Source organism: Conexibacter sp. SYSU D00693 (assembly GCF_017084525.1).
Taxonomy (GTDB): domain Bacteria; phylum Actinomycetota; class Thermoleophilia; order Solirubrobacterales; family Solirubrobacteraceae; genus Baekduia.
The window spans coordinates 99,117-114,018 of sequence record NZ_CP070950.1; the positions used below are offsets into that span (position 1 = coordinate 99,117).

Consider the following 14,902-nt stretch of genomic DNA (forward strand, 5'->3'; position numbering starts at 1 on the left):
GGGTGCTGCGCTCGCACCGGCGGGGCACCGCGCTCGGAGCCTCGCTGCTGGGCGCCCACCAGGCCCTCGAGGCGCTCGTGCCGGTGGTCGTGGGCGCGGCGATCGACGGCGCGGTGGCGCGCGGCGACGCCGGGGCGCTGGCACGGTGGATCGTCCTGCTGGTCGTCCTCTTCGGCTTCCTCTCGCAGGCCTACCGCTTCGGCGCGATCATCGCCATGCGCACCGCCGAGCGCGCGGCGCACGACCTGCGCCAGCGGTTGACCGCGCGCGTCGTCGACCCGCGCGGCGGCGGCGAGGGCGGACGGCTGCCCGGCGAGCTGCTCAGCATCGCGACGGCCGACGTCGACGCCGCCGCCGGCATCGTCCGGGCGTGCGCCTGGGGCGCGGGCGTCGTCGTCGCGCTCGGCGCGGGCGCGGCGGTCCTGCTCCTCACCTCGCCGACGCTCGCTCTCGTCGTGCTGGTCGGGCTCCCGGTCGTCGTCTGGCTGGGCAGTCGCCTCGCGGCGCTGCTCGAGCGCCACGCCGCCGGCCAGCAGGAGGCGGCGGCCGACGCCGCCGGCGTCGCCACCGACCTCGTGGAGGGGCTGCGCGTCCTGCAGGGCATCGGCGGCGCCCCGGCCGGCAGCGCGCGCTACCGGGAGGCGAGCCGCTCCTCGCTGCGCGCGACCCTCACGGCGGCGCGCGCCGAGGCGGCCTTCGAGGGCAGCGCGGTGCTCGTCAGCGGCATCGCGCTGGCCGCGGTCGCGCTCGTCGGCGGGCGGATGGCCGCGCAGGGCGACCTGACGCTGGGCGAGCTCGTGGCAGCGGTCGGCATCACGCAGTTCCTCGTCGGGCCGCTGCAGCGGATGGCGGCGATGACCGCGCTGGCCGTGCGTGCGCAGGCATCGGCCGACCGGCTCGCGGAGGCGCTGGCCGCGGCGCCGGCGGTCGGCGGGCCGGACGCGCCGGCGGCCGCGCCCAGCGGGTCCGCGGCGCTGCGCCTGCGCGCGGTGCGCGGGCGGTCGCTGCGCGGGATGGACCTCGACGTGGCCGCCGGGTCGACCGTCGCGCTGGTGGTCGACGCACGGCCCGCGGCCGACGAGCTGCTCGACGTCCTGGGGCGGGAGGTCGAGCTCGAGGGCGGGTCGGTGGAGGTGGGCGGTGTGGCCCTGGCGGCGCTCGACCCGGCCGCCGCGCGCGCGGCGGTGCTCGTCGCGCCCCACGACGGCGCACTGCTCGGGCGCAGCGTCCGCGACGAGGTCGAGGCCCTCGCGGGCGGCGACGCGGAGGCCGTGGCCCGGGCGATGGACGCCGCGGCGCTGGACGACGTCGCGGCTGCGCTCCCCGACGGCCTCGACACGGCGCTCGAGGACGGCGGGCGCGCGCTGTCGGGCGGCCAGCGCCAGCGCGTCGGCCTGGCCCGCGTGCTCGCGGCGCCCGCCCCGGTGCTCGTGCTCGACGAGCCGACGACGGCGCTCGACGCGGCGACGGAGGCGCGTGTCGCGTCAGCCCTCGTGGGGGCGCGGGGCGGCGGCACGACCCTCCTCGTCACCGACAGCCCGGCGCTGCTCGCCGCGGCCGACGAGGTCGTCGTCGTGCGCGGCGGCGTCGTGGCGGCGCGCGGCACGCACGCCGAGCTCCTCGCGCGTGACGCGGGCTACCGCGAGGCGGTGCTGCGATGAGCCTGCTGCCCACCGCCGACCGTGGCGCGGTCGTCGCCGAGGTCCGGGCGCTCGTGGCGCCGCGCCGCGGGCCGGCGGCGGTGGCGCTCCTCACGCTGCTGCTCGCCGCGGCCGCCGGCCTGGCCGTCCCGCTGCTGCTCGGCGAGGTCGTGGACCGCGTGACGGACGGCGACGGCCCCGGGGCGGTGACGACACCGGTCGTCCTGCTCGCGGGCGCCGCGGTCGCGCAGGCCGTCCTGACCGGCGTGGGCATGGTGCTCGTCGCGCGGGTGACCCAGCCGATGCTGGCGGCGCTGCGCGAGCGGGTGGTCGACCGCGTCCTGCGCCTGCCGGCCGACCGGGTCGAGCGCGCCGGGCGCGGCGACCTGCTCTCGCGGGTCGGCGACGACGTGGGCGTCGTCTCGCAGGCGGTCGTCGAGGCACTGCCGCCGCTGGCGGGTGCCGGGCTGAGCGTCGTGCTGACCTTCGGCGGCCTGCTGGCGATCGACCCGCGCCTCGGGCTCGCGGCGATGCTCGCGGTCCCGGTGCAGGTCGCCGCCGTGCGCTGGTACGTCCCGCGGGCGACGCCGGTGTACGGCGACGAGCGCGTCGTCAGCGGCGCGCGGGCGCAGACGCTGCTCGAGGTCGTCGCGGGGGCGCGGACGGTCCGGGCGCTCGGGCTGAGCCGCGGCGAGCTCGCGCGCGTCGAGCAGCGCTCGCTGGCGGGCGTCGACGCGGTCGTGCGGTCGATGCGCGTCGGCACGTCGTTCGGCTCCCGGCTCAACGGCGCCGAGCTCGTGGGCACCGCGGCGGTGCTCGTCGCGGGCTTCCTGCTCGTCGACGCCGAGGCGCTGTCGGTCGGCGGCGCGACGGCCGGCGCGCTGCTCTTCATCCGGACCTTCGACCAGTTCAACGTCGTGCTGGGAGCGATCGACGAGGCCCAGCGCGCGATCGCCGGCCTGTCGCGCCTGGTCGGCGTGACGCTCGTGCCGGTGCCGTCCGAGCCCGTCGACCCTCCCGCGCCGCGGGGCGCGGCGGTGCGCCTGCGCGGCGTGCGCCACCAATACGCCGACGACGCGCCCGAGGTCCTGCACGGGGTCGACCTCGACGTCGCGGCCGGGGAGCGCGTGGCGCTCGTCGGCCTCTCCGGCGCGGGCAAGACGACGCTCGCGAAGGTCGTCGCGGGCTTCCACGCCCCGACCGCCGGCACGGTGCAGGTGGGCGGCGTCGCGCTCGCGGACCTCGGCCCGACGGCGACCCGCCACGCGGTGGCGCTGGTCACGCAGGAGGTCCACGTCTTCGCCGGCACGCTCGCCGACGACCTGCGCCTCGCCGCGCCCGCCGCCGACACCGCCGCCCTCGAGGCGGCCCTGGAGCAGGCCGGGGCGCTGGACTGGGCGCGCGCCCTGCCCGACGGCCTGGACACCGTCGTCGGCACCGGCGGGGTCGCCCTCACGCCGGCCCAGGCCCAGCAGGTCGCCCTCGCCCGTCTCGCGCTCGCCGACCCGCCGGTCGCCGTCCTGGACGAGGCGACGGCCGAGGCCGGCAGCGCCGGCGCCCGCGTCCTCGAGGCCGCCGCCGACCGCGTCCTGGCCGGTCGCACCGCGCTGGTCGTCGCCCACCGCCTCACCCAGGCCGCCCGCGCCGACCGCGTCGTCGTCCTCGAGGCCGGCCGCGTGGTCGAGGACGGCCCGCACGACGCGCTCGTCGCGACGGGCGGGCGCTACGCGGACCTGTGGGCGGCGTGGTCGGCCGCCCGCGGCTGACGGCGCCTAGCGACGCCAGGCGGTGAGGTGCGCGTCGACCAGGAACTCGTCGACGCGGCGGAGGTCGCCCTGGGGCGGGAGGTCTCCGGCGGTCGTTGCCTCCTCGAGCTGCGCGGTCACCGCGTCGAGCTCGGCGAGGACGTCGTCGAGCGGGACGTCGCCGGCGCGCACCGCGCGCAGCCGGCCGCGGTGAGGCTCGGGCATGGGCAGCGTGATCCGTCCGGTGGCCAGCAGCTCGATGCCCTGGAGGCCGATGCGCAGGGCGTGCATCGCGTACTTCGTGTCGTAGCCGTGGGCGGCGGACAGCTCGCGGGTGCGGGTGGCGTGGCGCTCGCCGACAAGCCCGCGGCGCTGGGCGTCGACGTAGCCGCGGAACGCGTGCGCCGTGCGCTGGGAGAGGAAGGCCGGCGCCAGCGCCTGCAGCTCACGGCCCACGTCGTCGGCGTGGAGCAGGTGCTCGCCCTCGACGAAGAGCAGCAGCAGCACGGTCGGGCTGCCCTTGAGCGCCAACCGGCAGAACTTGCGCAGGCCGTACACGGTGAGGTCGAGGTCGCCCGGACCGGACGGCGTGCCCTCGGGCTGCGTGCGCGAGACGTAGTGGTCGAAGCGCCGCAGGCCGACGACGTGCGTCGCAGGCTCGAGGCAGACGCCCATCTCGTCGCGGTCGTCCGTCCCCGGGTTCGACAGGCCGTGGACCGTCGAGCCGACCAGCCCGCGGAGGACCAGGCCGTCGAGGGCGATCGAGCGGGCGAGGTCCGTGTCGGGCTCCTTGGTGTTGATCGAGCGCTCCTCCATGGCCTGAGCCTAGGCGGCCGGTCGGCACAGCCACACGAGGCCTCCCGCTCGGGGCGCGGCTCCCCTAGGGTCGCGGCCGTGAGCCCCAGCATCCCGTCGCGGCCGTCCGCCGGCCCCGGAGGCTTCATCGCCCTCGGCGCCGTGCTCCTGCTCGGCCTCGTCGTCGTCATCAGCGTCGGCGCGTTCGTCTTCTCGATCAAGGGGACCGACGCGGGCACGGTCTGCGTCGTGCGCGAGGGCGGGCCGTTCGACGGGCGCGACGTGAAGGAGATCCGGCAGCCGGGGGAGGGGCCCAAGCCGATCGGGCCGTTCAACAAGCAGGACTGCCTGCCGACGACCGAGCGCGACTCCACCGACGTCATCGAGGCCGACCCGACGTTCCCGACGCGCGACTCCGTCCAGGTCGTCGCCGACGGCCAGGCGCTGTTCTCGCTCACGACCGACCCGGCCAAGGTCGAGGCCTTCTACCGCAAGTACGGGCGGCGCCGGTGGGGCGGCGACGAGATCTCCAGCGACTCGGGGTGGCTGAACTTCCTGCGCCAGCGCTTCGCGCCCGTGGTCCTCGACGCGCAGCGCCAGGTCATCGGCGAGTACGACTGCACGGCGCTCAACAACCTCTGCCAGTACGTGCAGAACCCGCGGGCGGCCGCGCGCGAGGGCGAGGCCAAGCGCGTCGACAACACCCAGAACCTCTCCGAGGCCCAGGCGAAGATCGCCTCGACGCTCAAGGAGAAGCTGCGCGCCGCGTTCGGCGACGACTACTTCGAGAACGTGCGCTACCAGAACCTGCGCATCCGCTTCGAGACCGAGGTCCAGCGGCGGATCACCGAGGCGCAGTCGCTGCGCACCCAGGCGGCCAACGCCGAGCTCGACGCGCAGCGCAAGCAGGCCGAGGCGCGCGGCGAGGCGCAGCGGCGCGTCGAGGAGGCGACCGGCCAGCGCCGGGCGGCGTTCCAGCAGGCCCAGGCCTACCGCCTCAACCCCAACCAGCGGGTCATCGACCGCATCCGCGCCTTCTGCGGCAACGACGGCTGCGACCCGCAGGTCATCGGCGGCGACATCGGCGACGTCATCTCGTCGCTGTCGCAGCAGGCCGCCGGCGGGCGATGAAGGTCCTCCTGGTCCTCGTCGTCCTCCTCGCGCTCGTCGTCGTCGTCCTGCGCCTGCGCGCGATGCTGCGCGCCCGCACCGACGAGCGCGCGCCGTGGCAGGTGCGCGAGGTGACCAACGGCAACCAGCTCGAGCTGTGGCTCGTGCGCGGCGCAGGGGAGCGCATGCTCTTCGCCGGCCTGCCGCTGCAGGCGCCCGACTTCGACGACCGCCTGCACGAGGCGCGCGCCGAGGCCGACGTCCGGCGCGCGGCGCTGCAGGCGGGCCGGCCGCCGCTGGGCCGGTAGGTCGCCATGGCGGCCGATCCGGGACGTGTCAACCGCTGCCACAAGACTTGCACATTCGTTTGACTGTGTGTATGTTCTCTCGCGAGCCATGACCGGCGAGACGGGCGACCTGCTCCGCCTTGACCTCCCGAGGGCGGAGGAGGTGCGCGCGTCGCTGCCGGAGCGGGACGAGGTCGATGCGATGGCGGCGGCGGCCAAGGCGCTCGGGGACCCGACGCGGCTGGCCGTCGCCCTCGCCCTGCGCGAGGGCGGCCAGCTCTGCGGCCTCGACCTCGGCTGGGTCGTCGGCGTCAGCCAGCAGCTCGTCTCCCACCACGTCCGCCTCCTGCGCACCGCCGGCCTCGCCCGCTCCGAGCGCGACGGCAAGCTCGTCCTCTACGAGCTCACGCCGGACGGCCGGACGCTGGTCGACACGGTCCGCGACCGCCGGGCCGCGTAGCGGCGCCGCGTAGGCTCGACGGCTCGTGAAGCGCCTGCTCCTCCTCGTCCTGTCCGTCGCCGCCCTCGCCGGCGCCACCCGCCTGCGCGCCGCCCGGCGCGCCGAGGCCGAGCGCGTCGCGCCGTGGGAGGTCCTGGAGGTCGAGAGCGACGGGGCGACGGAGTTCCACCTCGTCCGCGGCTCGAGCCAGCGCCTCTTCCTCGGCGCGGTCGACCTGGACGCGCCGGACGTCGATGAGCAGCTGCGCTCGGCGCGCCACGTCGCCGAGCAGCGCCGGGCGGCGCTGCAGGCCGAACGGCCCTAGGTCGACCACCAGTCGACCAGCCAGCCGAGGCCGGCATCGCGCAGGCGCGTCGCGACGCGGCCCGGCTCCTCCCACGTGCTCGCCGGCGCGGCCTCCTCGAGCCGGCGCCAGAAGCGGTCGAGCTGCTCGGGAGCACCGCGCGCCCTGATGCGCACGCGCGCTGCGCCGCCGCGCTCCTCGCGCCGGACGACCTTCGCGTCGACCCTGCACACCAGGGCGAGGTCGCGCACGCGACGGTCGACGTCCCACGTGCTCGCGATGACGTGGGTGCGGACGTCGGCGAGGTCCGGGGCGCCGAGGGGCTCGCCGGCAGCGGGCACCGCCTCGTGGTTCCCCCATGCGCGACCGGGAAGTCGCGACCGCCGCGCGTCTGGCCTGTCGCGCGCGAGCCCCAGGCGCCTCAGCGGTAGAAGGCGTCCGGGGCCACCCGGACGGTCGTGCGCCAAGGCGGCGGGGGCTACGGGTCCCCGCTGGACCGGCCGGCCGAGAAGGTGCTCGCCGACGTCTGCGACGGCTTCGTGACGGCCCGCCGGGCGGAGGACGCGTACGGCGTCGTCCTCACCGGCGATCCGGACCGCTGGGAGACGCTGGCCGTCGACGAGCAGGCCACGGCCGGCCGCCGCGCCCAGCTCCGCGCCCAGGGCTGGCTCGACCGCGACGCCGACGACGCCACGCGCGCCGGACGCGACGAGCGCAGCTGGTGGCTGGCCGCCGCGATCTGACCGGCCGGGCCGCCGCATGACCTGGACGAGGCCCTCGCTCGACCACCAGAGCCTCTTCGCGGGAGCCGCCGGGAAGTCGCGCCCGCCGCCGCTCTAGCCTGCCTCGCGCCGATGCAGCGCGCGCCGAGCACCACCGCCGCGGTCCTGCGCTTCCTCGCCGGGAGCCTCGCGGCGATCGCGGTCGTGGTCGTCGGCTCGTCCTTCGTGCTGCGCGAGGTCGCCACGGACGAGGCCGAGCGCGACACGCGCCAGCAGGTGCAGCTGGAGGGACGGCTCGTGGAGTCGGCCGGGCTGACCGACGGCGTGCTGCGCGGGGACGCACGAGCGCTGCGCCGCCTCGACGACGTCGTGGTCGGGCAGGTGCTCGTCGGGCCGGTCGTGCGCGCGAAGCTGTGGACGCGCGACGGGCGGGTCCTGTACTCCGACGAGCCCCGGCTCGTCGGCCGGCGCTTCGAGCTGGGCGACGAGGAGGCCGAGCTGTTCAAGACGGGCGGCGCGGACGCCGAGCTCAGCGACCTCTCCCAGCCCGAGAACCGCTTCGAGCGCCAGGAGGGCGAGCTGCTGGAGGCCCACACCGTCATCCGCACGCCCTCGGGGACGCCGGTGCTGTTCGAGACCTACCAGCGCTTCTCGTCGATCACCGACGACCGGTCGCGGCTGCTCGGCGCGATCGCACCGCCGCTCCTGGGCGGCCTCGCGATCCTGCTGCTGTTCCAGGTGCCGCTGGCACTCGGCCTGGCGCGGCGCGTGCGCCGCGGGCATGCCGAGCGCGAGGCGCTGCTGCGCGCGGCCATCGACGCCTCGGACGCCGAGCGCCGGCGCATCGCGGCCGACCTGCACGACGGGGCGGTGCAGGACCTGGCGGGCGTCGCGTTCGGCCTCGCGCCGCTCGCCGACGACGCTCGCCGGCGCGGCGACGAGGACGCCGCGCGCGTGCTCGACCAGGCGGCGGGCGACCTGCGCGGCGGCGTGCGCGCGCTGCGCACGCTCCTGGTGGAGATCCACCCGCCGAGCCTGGCGAGCACGGGCGTCGAGCCGGCGCTCGACGACCTGCTCAGCCCGCTGGCGGCGGCCGGTGTGGCGACCGAGCTGCACGTCGACGACGCCGCCGTGGCGCCCGGGGCGCACGACGCGCTGGTCTACCGCGTCGCCCGCGAGGCCCTGCGCAACGTCGAGCGCCACGCGCAGGCCACGTCGGTCCGGGTGGACGTGACGCGCGACGGGCGGGGAACCACCCGCCTCGTGGTCCACGACGACGGCCAGGGCTTCGACGCCGGCCAGCGTGCGCGGCGCGGGGAGGAGGGCCACGTCGGCCTGACGCTCCTCGACGGGCTGGTCGGTCAGGCGGGCGGGACCCTCGACGTCGCCTCGCAGCCGGGCGCCGGCACGACGATCACCCTGGAGGTCGGCGGCGCGTGATCCGCGTGCTCGTCGCCGACGACCACGGCGTGGTCCGCGAGGGCCTCGGCCGGCTCATCGACGCCTTCGCCGACCTGGAGCTCGTCGGGACCGCGGCGGACGGCGCGCAGGCCGTCGAGCAGGCCCTGGCCCACGTGCCGGACGTCGTCCTGATGGACCTGGACATGCCGCACGTCGACGGGATCGAGGCGACGCGCCGCATCGCCGCCGCCCAGCCGCAGGTGGCGGTGCTCGTCCTCACGTCCTTCTCCGACAGCGCGCGCATCACCGGCGCCATGGACGCCGGCGCCGTCGGCTACCTGCTCAAGGACGCGTCGGCCGACCAGGTCGCCGAGGGCGTGCGCGCCGCCGCGCGCGGCGAGTCCCCGCTCGACCCGCGCGCCGCCAGGACGATCCTCACCGCCCGCAGCGCGCCCGACCCGCTCGCCGCGCTGTCCCACCGCGAGCGCGAGGTGCTGGAGCTGCTCGTCGAGGGGCTGCCGAACAAGCTCATCGCGCGGCGCCTGGACATCAGCGAGAAGACGGTCAAGACCCACCTGACCAGCGTGTTCCGCCACCTCGGCGTCAGCGACCGCACGCAGGCGGCGCTGTGGGCCGAGCGCCACCGCCTGGGGCGCGGGTCCCAGGGCTGACTGCGACCAAGGTCCCATTGCGCCCGGGACCGCCCTCGCGCGACCGTGGCGCCCATGCAGAAGACCACCGCACTGGCCTTGGCCCTCGTGGCCGCGCTCGGGTCGGCCTCGCCGGCGCTCGCCCGTCACGGCGACGACGACGGACCGGGCGACGACCGCGGCGGCGCGCAGGTGCGCGGCGGCGACGACGGACCGGGCGACGACCGCGGCGGCAGCGACGACCGCGGCGACGACCGTGCCCGCACCGAGGTCCGCCGCGCCGGCTCCTGCGGGCGCGGCGCCACCTCCAAGCTCAAGCTCAAGCACGACGACGGCCGCATCGAGGCCGAGTTCGAGGTCGACCGCAACCGGGCCGGCGAGCGCTGGCGCGTGACGCTGTCGCGCGGCGGCCGCGTCCTGGTCCGGGGCACCGCGCGGACCGCCGGGCGCAGCGGCTCGTTCTCCTTCGAGCGCCGGATCTCCGACCTCGACGGGGCCGACCGCGTCACCGCGCGCGCCGTCGGGCCCGACGGCCTGACCTGCACCGCCACCGTCACGCTGCCCTCAGCCTGATGGCGGCCCCCTGGGTCGACCGCTAGCCCAGCTCGAACAGCTCGTCCACCAGCGCGAGTAGCGGCTCTCGCAGGGTCGGCAGCTCCTCGAGGCGGCCCAGGGAGACCCGGGTCGTCACGAGCGAGCTGACGGCCGCGACCAGGGCCTCGGCGCGGAAGCGCGCGTCGGCGTCGCGCGCGCCGAGCACGTGGGCGACGAGCTCCACGAACGTCGCCTGCAGCTCGGCCCGGCGCTCGAGCGCGGCGGGGCCCGCCGCGTAGACCTCGACGAGGAAGGTCCGGGCGAACGACGGGCGGTCCAGGAACGCGGCGAAGTACGCGTCCAGGGCGCGGCGCAGGCGCTCCTGCGGCGGGCCGGAGGCCTCCTCGAGCCCCTCGCGCATCCGGGTCTGCATGTGCTGGACGCCGTGGTCGTAGGCGGCCAGGAAGCAGGCTTCCTTGTCGGCGAACTGCTCGTAGAACGTCTCGCGCGACACCCGCGCGCCCTTGATGACGTGCGCGACCGTCGTCCGGGCGTAGCCGTGCTCGGCCACGGCGTCGGCCATCGCCGCGAGCATCCGCCCGCGCTGGGACGCGAGGACCTCCTCGCGCGAGAGCCCGTGCCGGCCGCGCGGGAGCTGCCGGGGCTCCGCCATGGGGCCACCCTACGCCCTCGGTCGCGCAGGTCCGGGGACCGGATCAGGGTGCACCCCGATGGCTCGGGGTCCCGCGGCCTCCACGATGCTGCCCATGCGACTTCGTCACGCCATCACCGCCATCGCCATCGCCGGAGCTGCCGCGTTCGCCGGCTGCGGCGACGACACCGCCGACACCGAGAAGCTCCAGCAGCAGGGCCAGGAGCTGCGCGAGAAGGCCGAGCAGGCCGCCGAGGACGTCCGCTCGGGCAAGCGCGACGTCGAGGAGGTCTCCGAGGAGCTCACGAAGGACTCGACCGACCTGGCCGACCAGGCCATCGAGGAGGTCAAGGACGACTCGCGCGTCCCGGACGAGGCCAAGCAGCAGCTCGAGGACGCCCAGCAGCAGCTCAAGGACCTGCAGGAGCAGCAGCAGACGCCGTAGCGGTCCCCACGGCCGCTGCGACCCCACGAGGTCGCACAGCACGACGGGCTCCGGTGCATGGCCGGGGCCCGTCGTCGTCCTGGCTAGCCGGGTGCCTCGAGGACGACGTCGTCGCCGACCGCGACGCGCCCCGGGGTGACCGTCGCCCCGTAGACGCCGGCGCACGACCCGCGCTCCTGGGCGACCGTGCGCAGCACGACAGGGTCGCGCTCGAGCGTCCGCGGGTCGACGTTGACCATCACGCAGCGCTTGTCGCGCTGGTCGAGGCGCAGCCGGACGCCACCCGCGCGCAGGACCGCCCCGACCCAGCCGTCCTCCGCGAACGGCACGTCGTCCACCGCTTCGACGAGGAGGTTCGGGCGGAAGCGCAGCGGCTCGAGCTGCCGGCCCGCGAGCCGCCCCAGCTCGGCGACCGACTGGGTGGTGATGAGCGACAGCGGCTCGGTGTCGAAGACCCCGCGGCTCTGGCGCAGGACCCGGACGCCCTCGCCCAGCGCCTCCGCGAGGGCCGGGTCGACGACGTCGAGCTCCTCGCCGGACGGCGTGCGCACGAGCGTCGCGGACCGGTCCGGGTCGCCGGGCTCGGCGAAGCGCGGGACGTGGTGGGCCATGTCCGCCCGCTCGCGGATGGTCAGCCACGGGAAGCCGCTGCGCTCGAGCCCGGGCCGCACGAACGCCCAGCGCCGGTCGCCGGCCAGCCCGTGCCACGACACGTCGACGGCGTCCAGCGCCTCGGCCGCCATCGACTTCACCGGGTAGCGCCACAGCGCCGCCACCCGGCCGACCACCCGCTCGTCCACGTGGCGAAGTCCATCGCATCCGCCCGACGGCGGGAAGGATCCGGCGCGGCGTGCGTCAGTGAGGGCATGACCCACCTCATCCCGCGCCGCGCCGTCTGGCTGACGGCGCTCTGCCTGGCGGTCGGCGGCGTGGCCGGCTGCGGCGACGACGACGAGGGCGGCAGCGCCGCCGCCACGACCCAGGAGGCCGCCCCCGCGCCCGCTGAGACGGCGCCCGCGGAGACCGCGGCCGGCGGCGGCGAGACGCAGCTCGAGATCGACGCGACGGAGCCCGGCGACCCGCCGTTCGGCTTCAGCAAGGAGGAGCTCACGGCGAAGCCGGGCCAGGTGACGATCACGATGGCCAACCCGGACGGCAACAAGGCGCCGCACGCCGTCGCGCTCGAGGGCCCGGGGGTCGACGAGTCCGGCGAGGTCGTGCCGGGCGGGGGCGGGGACTCCACGGTGTCCGCGCCGCTCGAGGCCGGCACCTACACCTTCTACTGCCCCGTCGGCCAGCACCGCCAGAACGGCATGGAGGGGACGCTCACCGTCGAGTAGCGCCGTCCGCGTGACGCCGCCGCTGCCCCTCGCGGGCATGCCGCCGACTACGGTCGTCGGCGTGCCCGCGGAGGCGCAGCCACCCCACCGGCTGGATCCGGCCGCGCTCGGCGACCACGTCGACCGGCTGTTCCGCGCCGCCTGGGCGATGTGCGGCAGCCCGCACGACGCCGAGGACCTCGTGCAGGAGACCTACGTCCGGGTGCTGGCGCGTCCGCGGTTCCTGCGTCGCGGCGACGACCTCGCCTACCTGCTGCAGACGCTGCGCAACGTCCACGTCAGCCGCCACCGCGCCGCCGGCGCGCGCCCCGACGAGCTCCTGAGCGACGACCTCGACCACCACGAGGACCCGCGCACGGCGTGGCGCCCGGACGTCGCGCTCGACGCCGGCGAGCTCTTCGCCGCCATCGCCGCGTTGCCGGACCCCTTCCGCGACGCGCTCGTGGCCGTCGACCTCGTCGGCCTGAGCTACGCGGAGGCGGCGCGCGCCGTGGGCACGACGGAGCCGACGCTGACCACGCGCCTGCATCGCGCCCGGCGTCGCGTGGCGCGCCGGCTGGCTCCCGCGGCCCACCCCGAGGCGGTGCGGGAGGCATGAGCGAGCGCCACGAGACCGACGCCTTCGGCGCGGCGGTCCAGGCGGCGGCCGCGGAGGTCCGCGCGCCGCAGGCGCTGCGCGAGCGCCTCGCGACCCTCGAGGCCCCGCCGCGCCGCCGGCGCACCCACTGGCCCTCCGTGCTGGCCGGGGCGCTCACGGCCCTCCTCGTCGCGCTCGTCGTCGTCCTCGGCGGCGGGAACGACGGGCCCGCTGACGTGCTCGACGGCGTCGAGCTCGCCCTGCGCGCGCCCACCGCTCCGCCGCCCGCCCGCGACGCGCGGGACCAGCGCTTCACCGCCCTGCGCGTCGGTCGCGTCCGGGTCCCGGACTACGGCTACGGCACCGGCTGGGAGGCCCGGGGCCGGCGCACGGACGAGGTCGACGGCCGCCGCGCCGTGACGCTGCTCTACCGGACCCCCGCGGGCCGGCAGGTCGGCTACACCGTCGTCGACGGGACGCTGCCCGTCCCCGGCGACGTCGCCCGACACGCCGGCGGCCCCCGGGGCCCGGCGGAGGTCCGCCGCGACGGCGCGGGCGTGCTGACCTGGCGGGTGCAGGGCCAGACCTGCCTGCTGGCCGGCCGCGGGGTCGGCCCCGACGAGCTGCGCGCCGCCTACGACCGGGTGACCGGCCGGCTGGTGCCCTGAGCTCGCCTAGACTCGCGTGCCGTGCGAGGACGGGGACGGCTGGTGCTCACGGCAGCCTGCATGGCGGCGCTCGTCGCGGGCTGCGGCGGGGGCGGCGACGAGGGCGAGCGGGGCGCGCCCGCGCCGAAGGGGACCCCGGCGCGCAGCTCCGAGCTCGACGCCGCCGCCAAGGCCACCAAGGCGATCCGCAGCTATCGCGCGACCGTGAAGATGCGCTCGGACGTCGCGGGCGCCGCCCAGCGCTTCGACGGCGTCGTGATCTCGGCGGTCGACGCCCGGAGCGGGCGGATCTTCGGCCGCTTCGCCGAGGCCGGCGCGCGCGAGACCCAGCTCGAGGCGATCACGCAGGGCGCGACGCAGTGGGTGCGCTCCGGCCAGCTCACGCGCCAGCTGCCCGACGGCAAGCGCTGGCTGCGGGTGGAGGGCGACGCGAGCACCCCGAGCACCCTGACCCCCGTCGAGTTCGTGACCTTCCTGCGCGACTCGGGCAGCGCCCGGGAGCTGGGGGAGGAGGACGTCCGCGGCGAGCCCACGACGCACGTCACCGGCGAGCTGGACTCGAAGGCGATCGCCCGCACGAGCGGCGTCGCCGCCCAGCAGCGCCTCCAGCGCGTCGTCGGCGCGGGCGACTTCCGGGCGACCGTCGACCTCTGGATCGGCGAGGACGACCGCCCCCGGCGGATGCAGCTGACGATGCGCCCGCCCAAGCCGACGACGGGGATGCTGCGCAGCACGCTCGAGGTGCTCGGCTACGACGTCGACCTGCGCAACGCCGCGCCGCCGCCGGCGAGGGAGACGGTCACGCCGGCCGAGCTCGGCGCGCCGGGCGGCTGAGCCGGGAGCAGGCTCCCACCACCCTCGGGGGGTGACCGCACCCGCCCGCCCGTCCCGGGCGCGGAGGATCTGCGACGCCGTGCCGAAGGTCCTCATCGCCGACGACGTCGCAGGGGTGCGCCGCACCCTGCGCGCCGTGCTGGACGAGGCCGCGGGCCTCGACGTGGTCGGCTGCGCGGCCGACGGGGGCGAGGCGGTGGAGCGCACGCTGCGCCTCCAGCCCGACGTCGTCCTGATGGACGTCCGCATGCCGGGCGTCGACGGCATCGAGGCGATCCGCCGCCTGCGCGCCGCGGGCTCGCGCGCGCGGGTGCTCGTCCTGACGACCTCCGACATGGACGACGTCGTCCAGGACGCGCTCGAGGCCGGCGCGCTGGGCTTCCTGCTCAAGGACGTCGCCTCCGACCGCCTCGCCGACGCGGTCCACGCTACGGCGCGCGGCGAGACCGTGATGGATCCCGTCATCACCCGCCGGCTGGTCGACCACTGGCTCGCGCGCCCGGCGCCGGAGCCCGAGGTCCGCGAGCGCCTCGCGCAGCTCACCGACCGCGAGCTGGAGGTCCTGCGCCTGCTCACGCGCGGCCTGTCCAACGCGCAGATCGCCGACGAGCTCGTGCTCGGCGAGGCGACGGTGAAGACCCACGTCGCCCGGCTCCTGGGCAAGCTCGGCGTCGACAGCCGGCTGCAGGCGGTGGTCCTGGCCTTCGGCGCCGGTGTAGGTGGACCACCGGGTCCGCGGCTCAGCTAGCCTCTGGTCGT

At 76.9% G+C, this 14,902-nt stretch carries 20 protein-coding genes; 16 read left to right on the forward strand and 4 right to left on the reverse strand.

Translation table 11 applies throughout. The annotated features are described in order from the left end of the window. Positions 1–2: 2 nt before the first annotated feature. The gene (locus JUB12_RS00550) at positions 3–1,661 is read left to right on the forward strand and encodes an ABC transporter ATP-binding protein (RefSeq protein WP_205697672.1); all 1,659 of its coding nucleotides are present in this window, start codon (positions 3–5) and stop codon (positions 1,659–1,661) included. Further along, positions 1,658–3,406 carry an ABC transporter ATP-binding protein gene (locus JUB12_RS00555; protein ID WP_205697673.1) on the forward strand — a complete coding sequence of 583 codons (1,749 nt, stop codon included), beginning with the start codon at positions 1,658–1,660 and terminating at the stop codon, positions 3,404–3,406. Before JUB12_RS00550 ends, JUB12_RS00555 begins: the two co-directional genes overlap by 4 nt. A 6-nt stretch (positions 3,407–3,412) precedes the next feature. On the opposite strand, the gene JUB12_RS00560 is transcribed toward JUB12_RS00555, so the two are convergent. Beyond that, on the reverse strand, positions 3,413–4,201 hold the full coding sequence (locus JUB12_RS00560; protein ID WP_205697674.1) for a DNA polymerase beta superfamily protein: 789 nt from the start codon (positions 4,199–4,201) through the stop codon (positions 3,413–3,415). Positions 4,202–4,279: 78 nt separating this feature from the next. On the opposite strand from JUB12_RS00560, the gene JUB12_RS00565 reads away from it, so the two are divergent. The 4 genes from JUB12_RS00565 to JUB12_RS00580 all read left to right on the forward strand — a co-directional run bounded on the left by JUB12_RS00565 (position 4,280) and on the right by JUB12_RS00580 (position 6,341). Then, positions 4,280–5,311, forward strand: coding sequence for an SPFH domain-containing protein (locus JUB12_RS00565; protein ID WP_205697675.1), 1,032 nt, complete (start codon positions 4,280–4,282; stop codon positions 5,309–5,311). Next, complete coding sequence (locus tag JUB12_RS00570; RefSeq protein ID WP_205697676.1) at positions 5,308–5,598, forward strand: hypothetical protein; 291 nt, start codon at positions 5,308–5,310, stop codon at positions 5,596–5,598. The genes JUB12_RS00565 and JUB12_RS00570 overlap by 4 nt, the downstream gene beginning before the upstream one ends. Positions 5,599–5,686: 88 nt before the next feature. Next, on the forward strand, positions 5,687–6,037 hold the full coding sequence (locus tag JUB12_RS00575) for a metalloregulator ArsR/SmtB family transcription factor (protein WP_205697677.1): 351 nt from the start codon (positions 5,687–5,689) through the stop codon (positions 6,035–6,037). A 25-nt stretch (positions 6,038–6,062) separates the two neighbouring features. Then, positions 6,063–6,341, forward strand: coding sequence for a hypothetical protein (locus tag JUB12_RS00580; protein ID WP_205697678.1), 279 nt, complete (start codon positions 6,063–6,065; stop codon positions 6,339–6,341). Here JUB12_RS00580 and JUB12_RS00585 read toward each other — a convergent pair. Next, positions 6,338–6,661, reverse strand: coding sequence for a hypothetical protein (locus JUB12_RS00585; protein ID WP_205697679.1), 324 nt, complete (start codon positions 6,659–6,661; stop codon positions 6,338–6,340). The genes JUB12_RS00580 and JUB12_RS00585 overlap by 4 nt on opposite strands. 117 nt (positions 6,662–6,778) lie before the next feature. On the opposite strand from JUB12_RS00585, the gene JUB12_RS00590 reads away from it, so the two are divergent. The 4 genes from JUB12_RS00590 to JUB12_RS00605 all read left to right on the forward strand — a co-directional run bounded on the left by JUB12_RS00590 (position 6,779) and on the right by JUB12_RS00605 (position 9,666). Beyond that, positions 6,779–7,063, forward strand: coding sequence for a hypothetical protein (locus tag JUB12_RS00590; protein ID WP_205697680.1), 285 nt, complete (start codon positions 6,779–6,781; stop codon positions 7,061–7,063). A 111-nt stretch (positions 7,064–7,174) separates the two neighbouring features. Next, the gene (locus JUB12_RS00595; protein WP_205697681.1) at positions 7,175–8,482 is read left to right on the forward strand and encodes a sensor histidine kinase; all 1,308 of its coding nucleotides are present in this window, start codon (positions 7,175–7,177) and stop codon (positions 8,480–8,482) included. Continuing rightward, complete coding sequence (locus JUB12_RS00600) at positions 8,479–9,114, forward strand: response regulator transcription factor (protein ID WP_205697682.1); 636 nt, start codon at positions 8,479–8,481, stop codon at positions 9,112–9,114. Before JUB12_RS00595 ends, JUB12_RS00600 begins: the two co-directional genes overlap by 4 nt. Before the next feature lie 54 nt (positions 9,115–9,168). Beyond that, a complete protein-coding gene (locus tag JUB12_RS00605; protein ID WP_205697683.1) occupies positions 9,169–9,666 on the forward strand; it encodes a hypothetical protein in 498 nt (165 codons plus the stop codon). 22 nt (positions 9,667–9,688) lie between these two features. On the opposite strand, the gene JUB12_RS00610 is transcribed toward JUB12_RS00605, so the two are convergent. Beyond that, positions 9,689–10,300: a TetR/AcrR family transcriptional regulator gene (locus tag JUB12_RS00610; RefSeq protein ID WP_205697684.1), complete on the reverse strand. Its 612-nt coding sequence runs from the start codon at positions 10,298–10,300 to the stop codon at positions 9,689–9,691. Between the two features lie 94 nt (positions 10,301–10,394). On the opposite strand from JUB12_RS00610, the gene JUB12_RS00615 reads away from it, so the two are divergent. Continuing rightward, complete coding sequence (locus tag JUB12_RS00615) at positions 10,395–10,724, forward strand: hypothetical protein (RefSeq protein WP_205697685.1); 330 nt, start codon at positions 10,395–10,397, stop codon at positions 10,722–10,724. An 83-nt stretch (positions 10,725–10,807) separates the two neighbouring features. On the opposite strand, the gene JUB12_RS00620 is transcribed toward JUB12_RS00615, so the two are convergent. Beyond that, the gene (locus tag JUB12_RS00620; RefSeq protein WP_205697686.1) at positions 10,808–11,524 is read right to left on the reverse strand and encodes an MOSC domain-containing protein; all 717 of its coding nucleotides are present in this window, start codon (positions 11,522–11,524) and stop codon (positions 10,808–10,810) included. A 66-nt stretch (positions 11,525–11,590) separates the two neighbouring features. On the opposite strand from JUB12_RS00620, the gene JUB12_RS00625 reads away from it, so the two are divergent. The 5 genes from JUB12_RS00625 (at position 11,591) to JUB12_RS00645 (ending at position 14,891) form a co-directional block, all read left to right on the forward strand. Continuing rightward, a complete protein-coding gene (locus JUB12_RS00625; protein ID WP_205697687.1) occupies positions 11,591–12,064 on the forward strand; it encodes a plastocyanin/azurin family copper-binding protein in 474 nt (157 codons plus the stop codon). Positions 12,065–12,074: 10 nt separating this feature from the next. Beyond that, positions 12,075–12,662: an RNA polymerase sigma factor gene (locus JUB12_RS00630; protein WP_205697688.1), complete on the forward strand. Its 588-nt coding sequence runs from the start codon at positions 12,075–12,077 to the stop codon at positions 12,660–12,662. Beyond that, positions 12,659–13,309: a hypothetical protein gene (locus tag JUB12_RS00635; RefSeq protein ID WP_205697689.1), complete on the forward strand. Its 651-nt coding sequence runs from the start codon at positions 12,659–12,661 to the stop codon at positions 13,307–13,309. Before JUB12_RS00630 ends, JUB12_RS00635 begins: the two co-directional genes overlap by 4 nt. 42 nt (positions 13,310–13,351) lie before the next feature. Further along, positions 13,352–14,143, forward strand: coding sequence for a hypothetical protein (locus JUB12_RS00640; RefSeq protein ID WP_205697690.1), 792 nt, complete (start codon positions 13,352–13,354; stop codon positions 14,141–14,143). A 79-nt stretch (positions 14,144–14,222) separates the two neighbouring features. Then, the gene (locus JUB12_RS00645) at positions 14,223–14,891 is read left to right on the forward strand and encodes a response regulator transcription factor (RefSeq protein ID WP_205697691.1); all 669 of its coding nucleotides are present in this window, start codon (positions 14,223–14,225) and stop codon (positions 14,889–14,891) included. Positions 14,892–14,902: the final 11 nt, after the last annotated feature.

What these genes read in the sequence shown, in the direction of transcription:
- JUB12_RS00605 (WP_205697683.1), top strand. Translation starts at nt 9,169, where the DNA reads ATGCAGAAGACCACCGCACTGGCCTTGGCCCTCGTGGCCGCGCTCGGG.
- JUB12_RS00595 (WP_205697681.1), top strand. Translation starts at nt 7,175, where the DNA reads ATGCAGCGCGCGCCGAGCACCACCGCCGCGGTCCTGCGCTTCCTCGCC.
- JUB12_RS00615 (WP_205697685.1), top strand. Translation starts at nt 10,395, where the DNA reads ATGCGACTTCGTCACGCCATCACCGCCATCGCCATCGCCGGAGCTGCC.
- JUB12_RS00625 (WP_205697687.1), top strand. Translation starts at nt 11,591, where the DNA reads ATGACCCACCTCATCCCGCGCCGCGCCGTCTGGCTGACGGCGCTCTGC.
- JUB12_RS00555 (WP_205697673.1), top strand. Translation starts at nt 1,658, where the DNA reads ATGAGCCTGCTGCCCACCGCCGACCGTGGCGCGGTCGTCGCCGAGGTC.
- JUB12_RS00610 (WP_205697684.1), bottom strand. Translation starts at nt 10,300, where the DNA reads ATGGCGGAGCCCCGGCAGCTCCCGCGCGGCCGGCACGGGCTCTCGCGC.
- JUB12_RS00635 (WP_205697689.1), top strand. Translation starts at nt 12,659, where the DNA reads ATGAGCGAGCGCCACGAGACCGACGCCTTCGGCGCGGCGGTCCAGGCG.
- JUB12_RS00560 (WP_205697674.1), bottom strand. Translation starts at nt 4,201, where the DNA reads ATGGAGGAGCGCTCGATCAACACCAAGGAGCCCGACACGGACCTCGCC.
- JUB12_RS00570 (WP_205697676.1), top strand. Translation starts at nt 5,308, where the DNA reads ATGAAGGTCCTCCTGGTCCTCGTCGTCCTCCTCGCGCTCGTCGTCGTC.
- JUB12_RS00575 (WP_205697677.1), top strand. Translation starts at nt 5,687, where the DNA reads ATGACCGGCGAGACGGGCGACCTGCTCCGCCTTGACCTCCCGAGGGCG.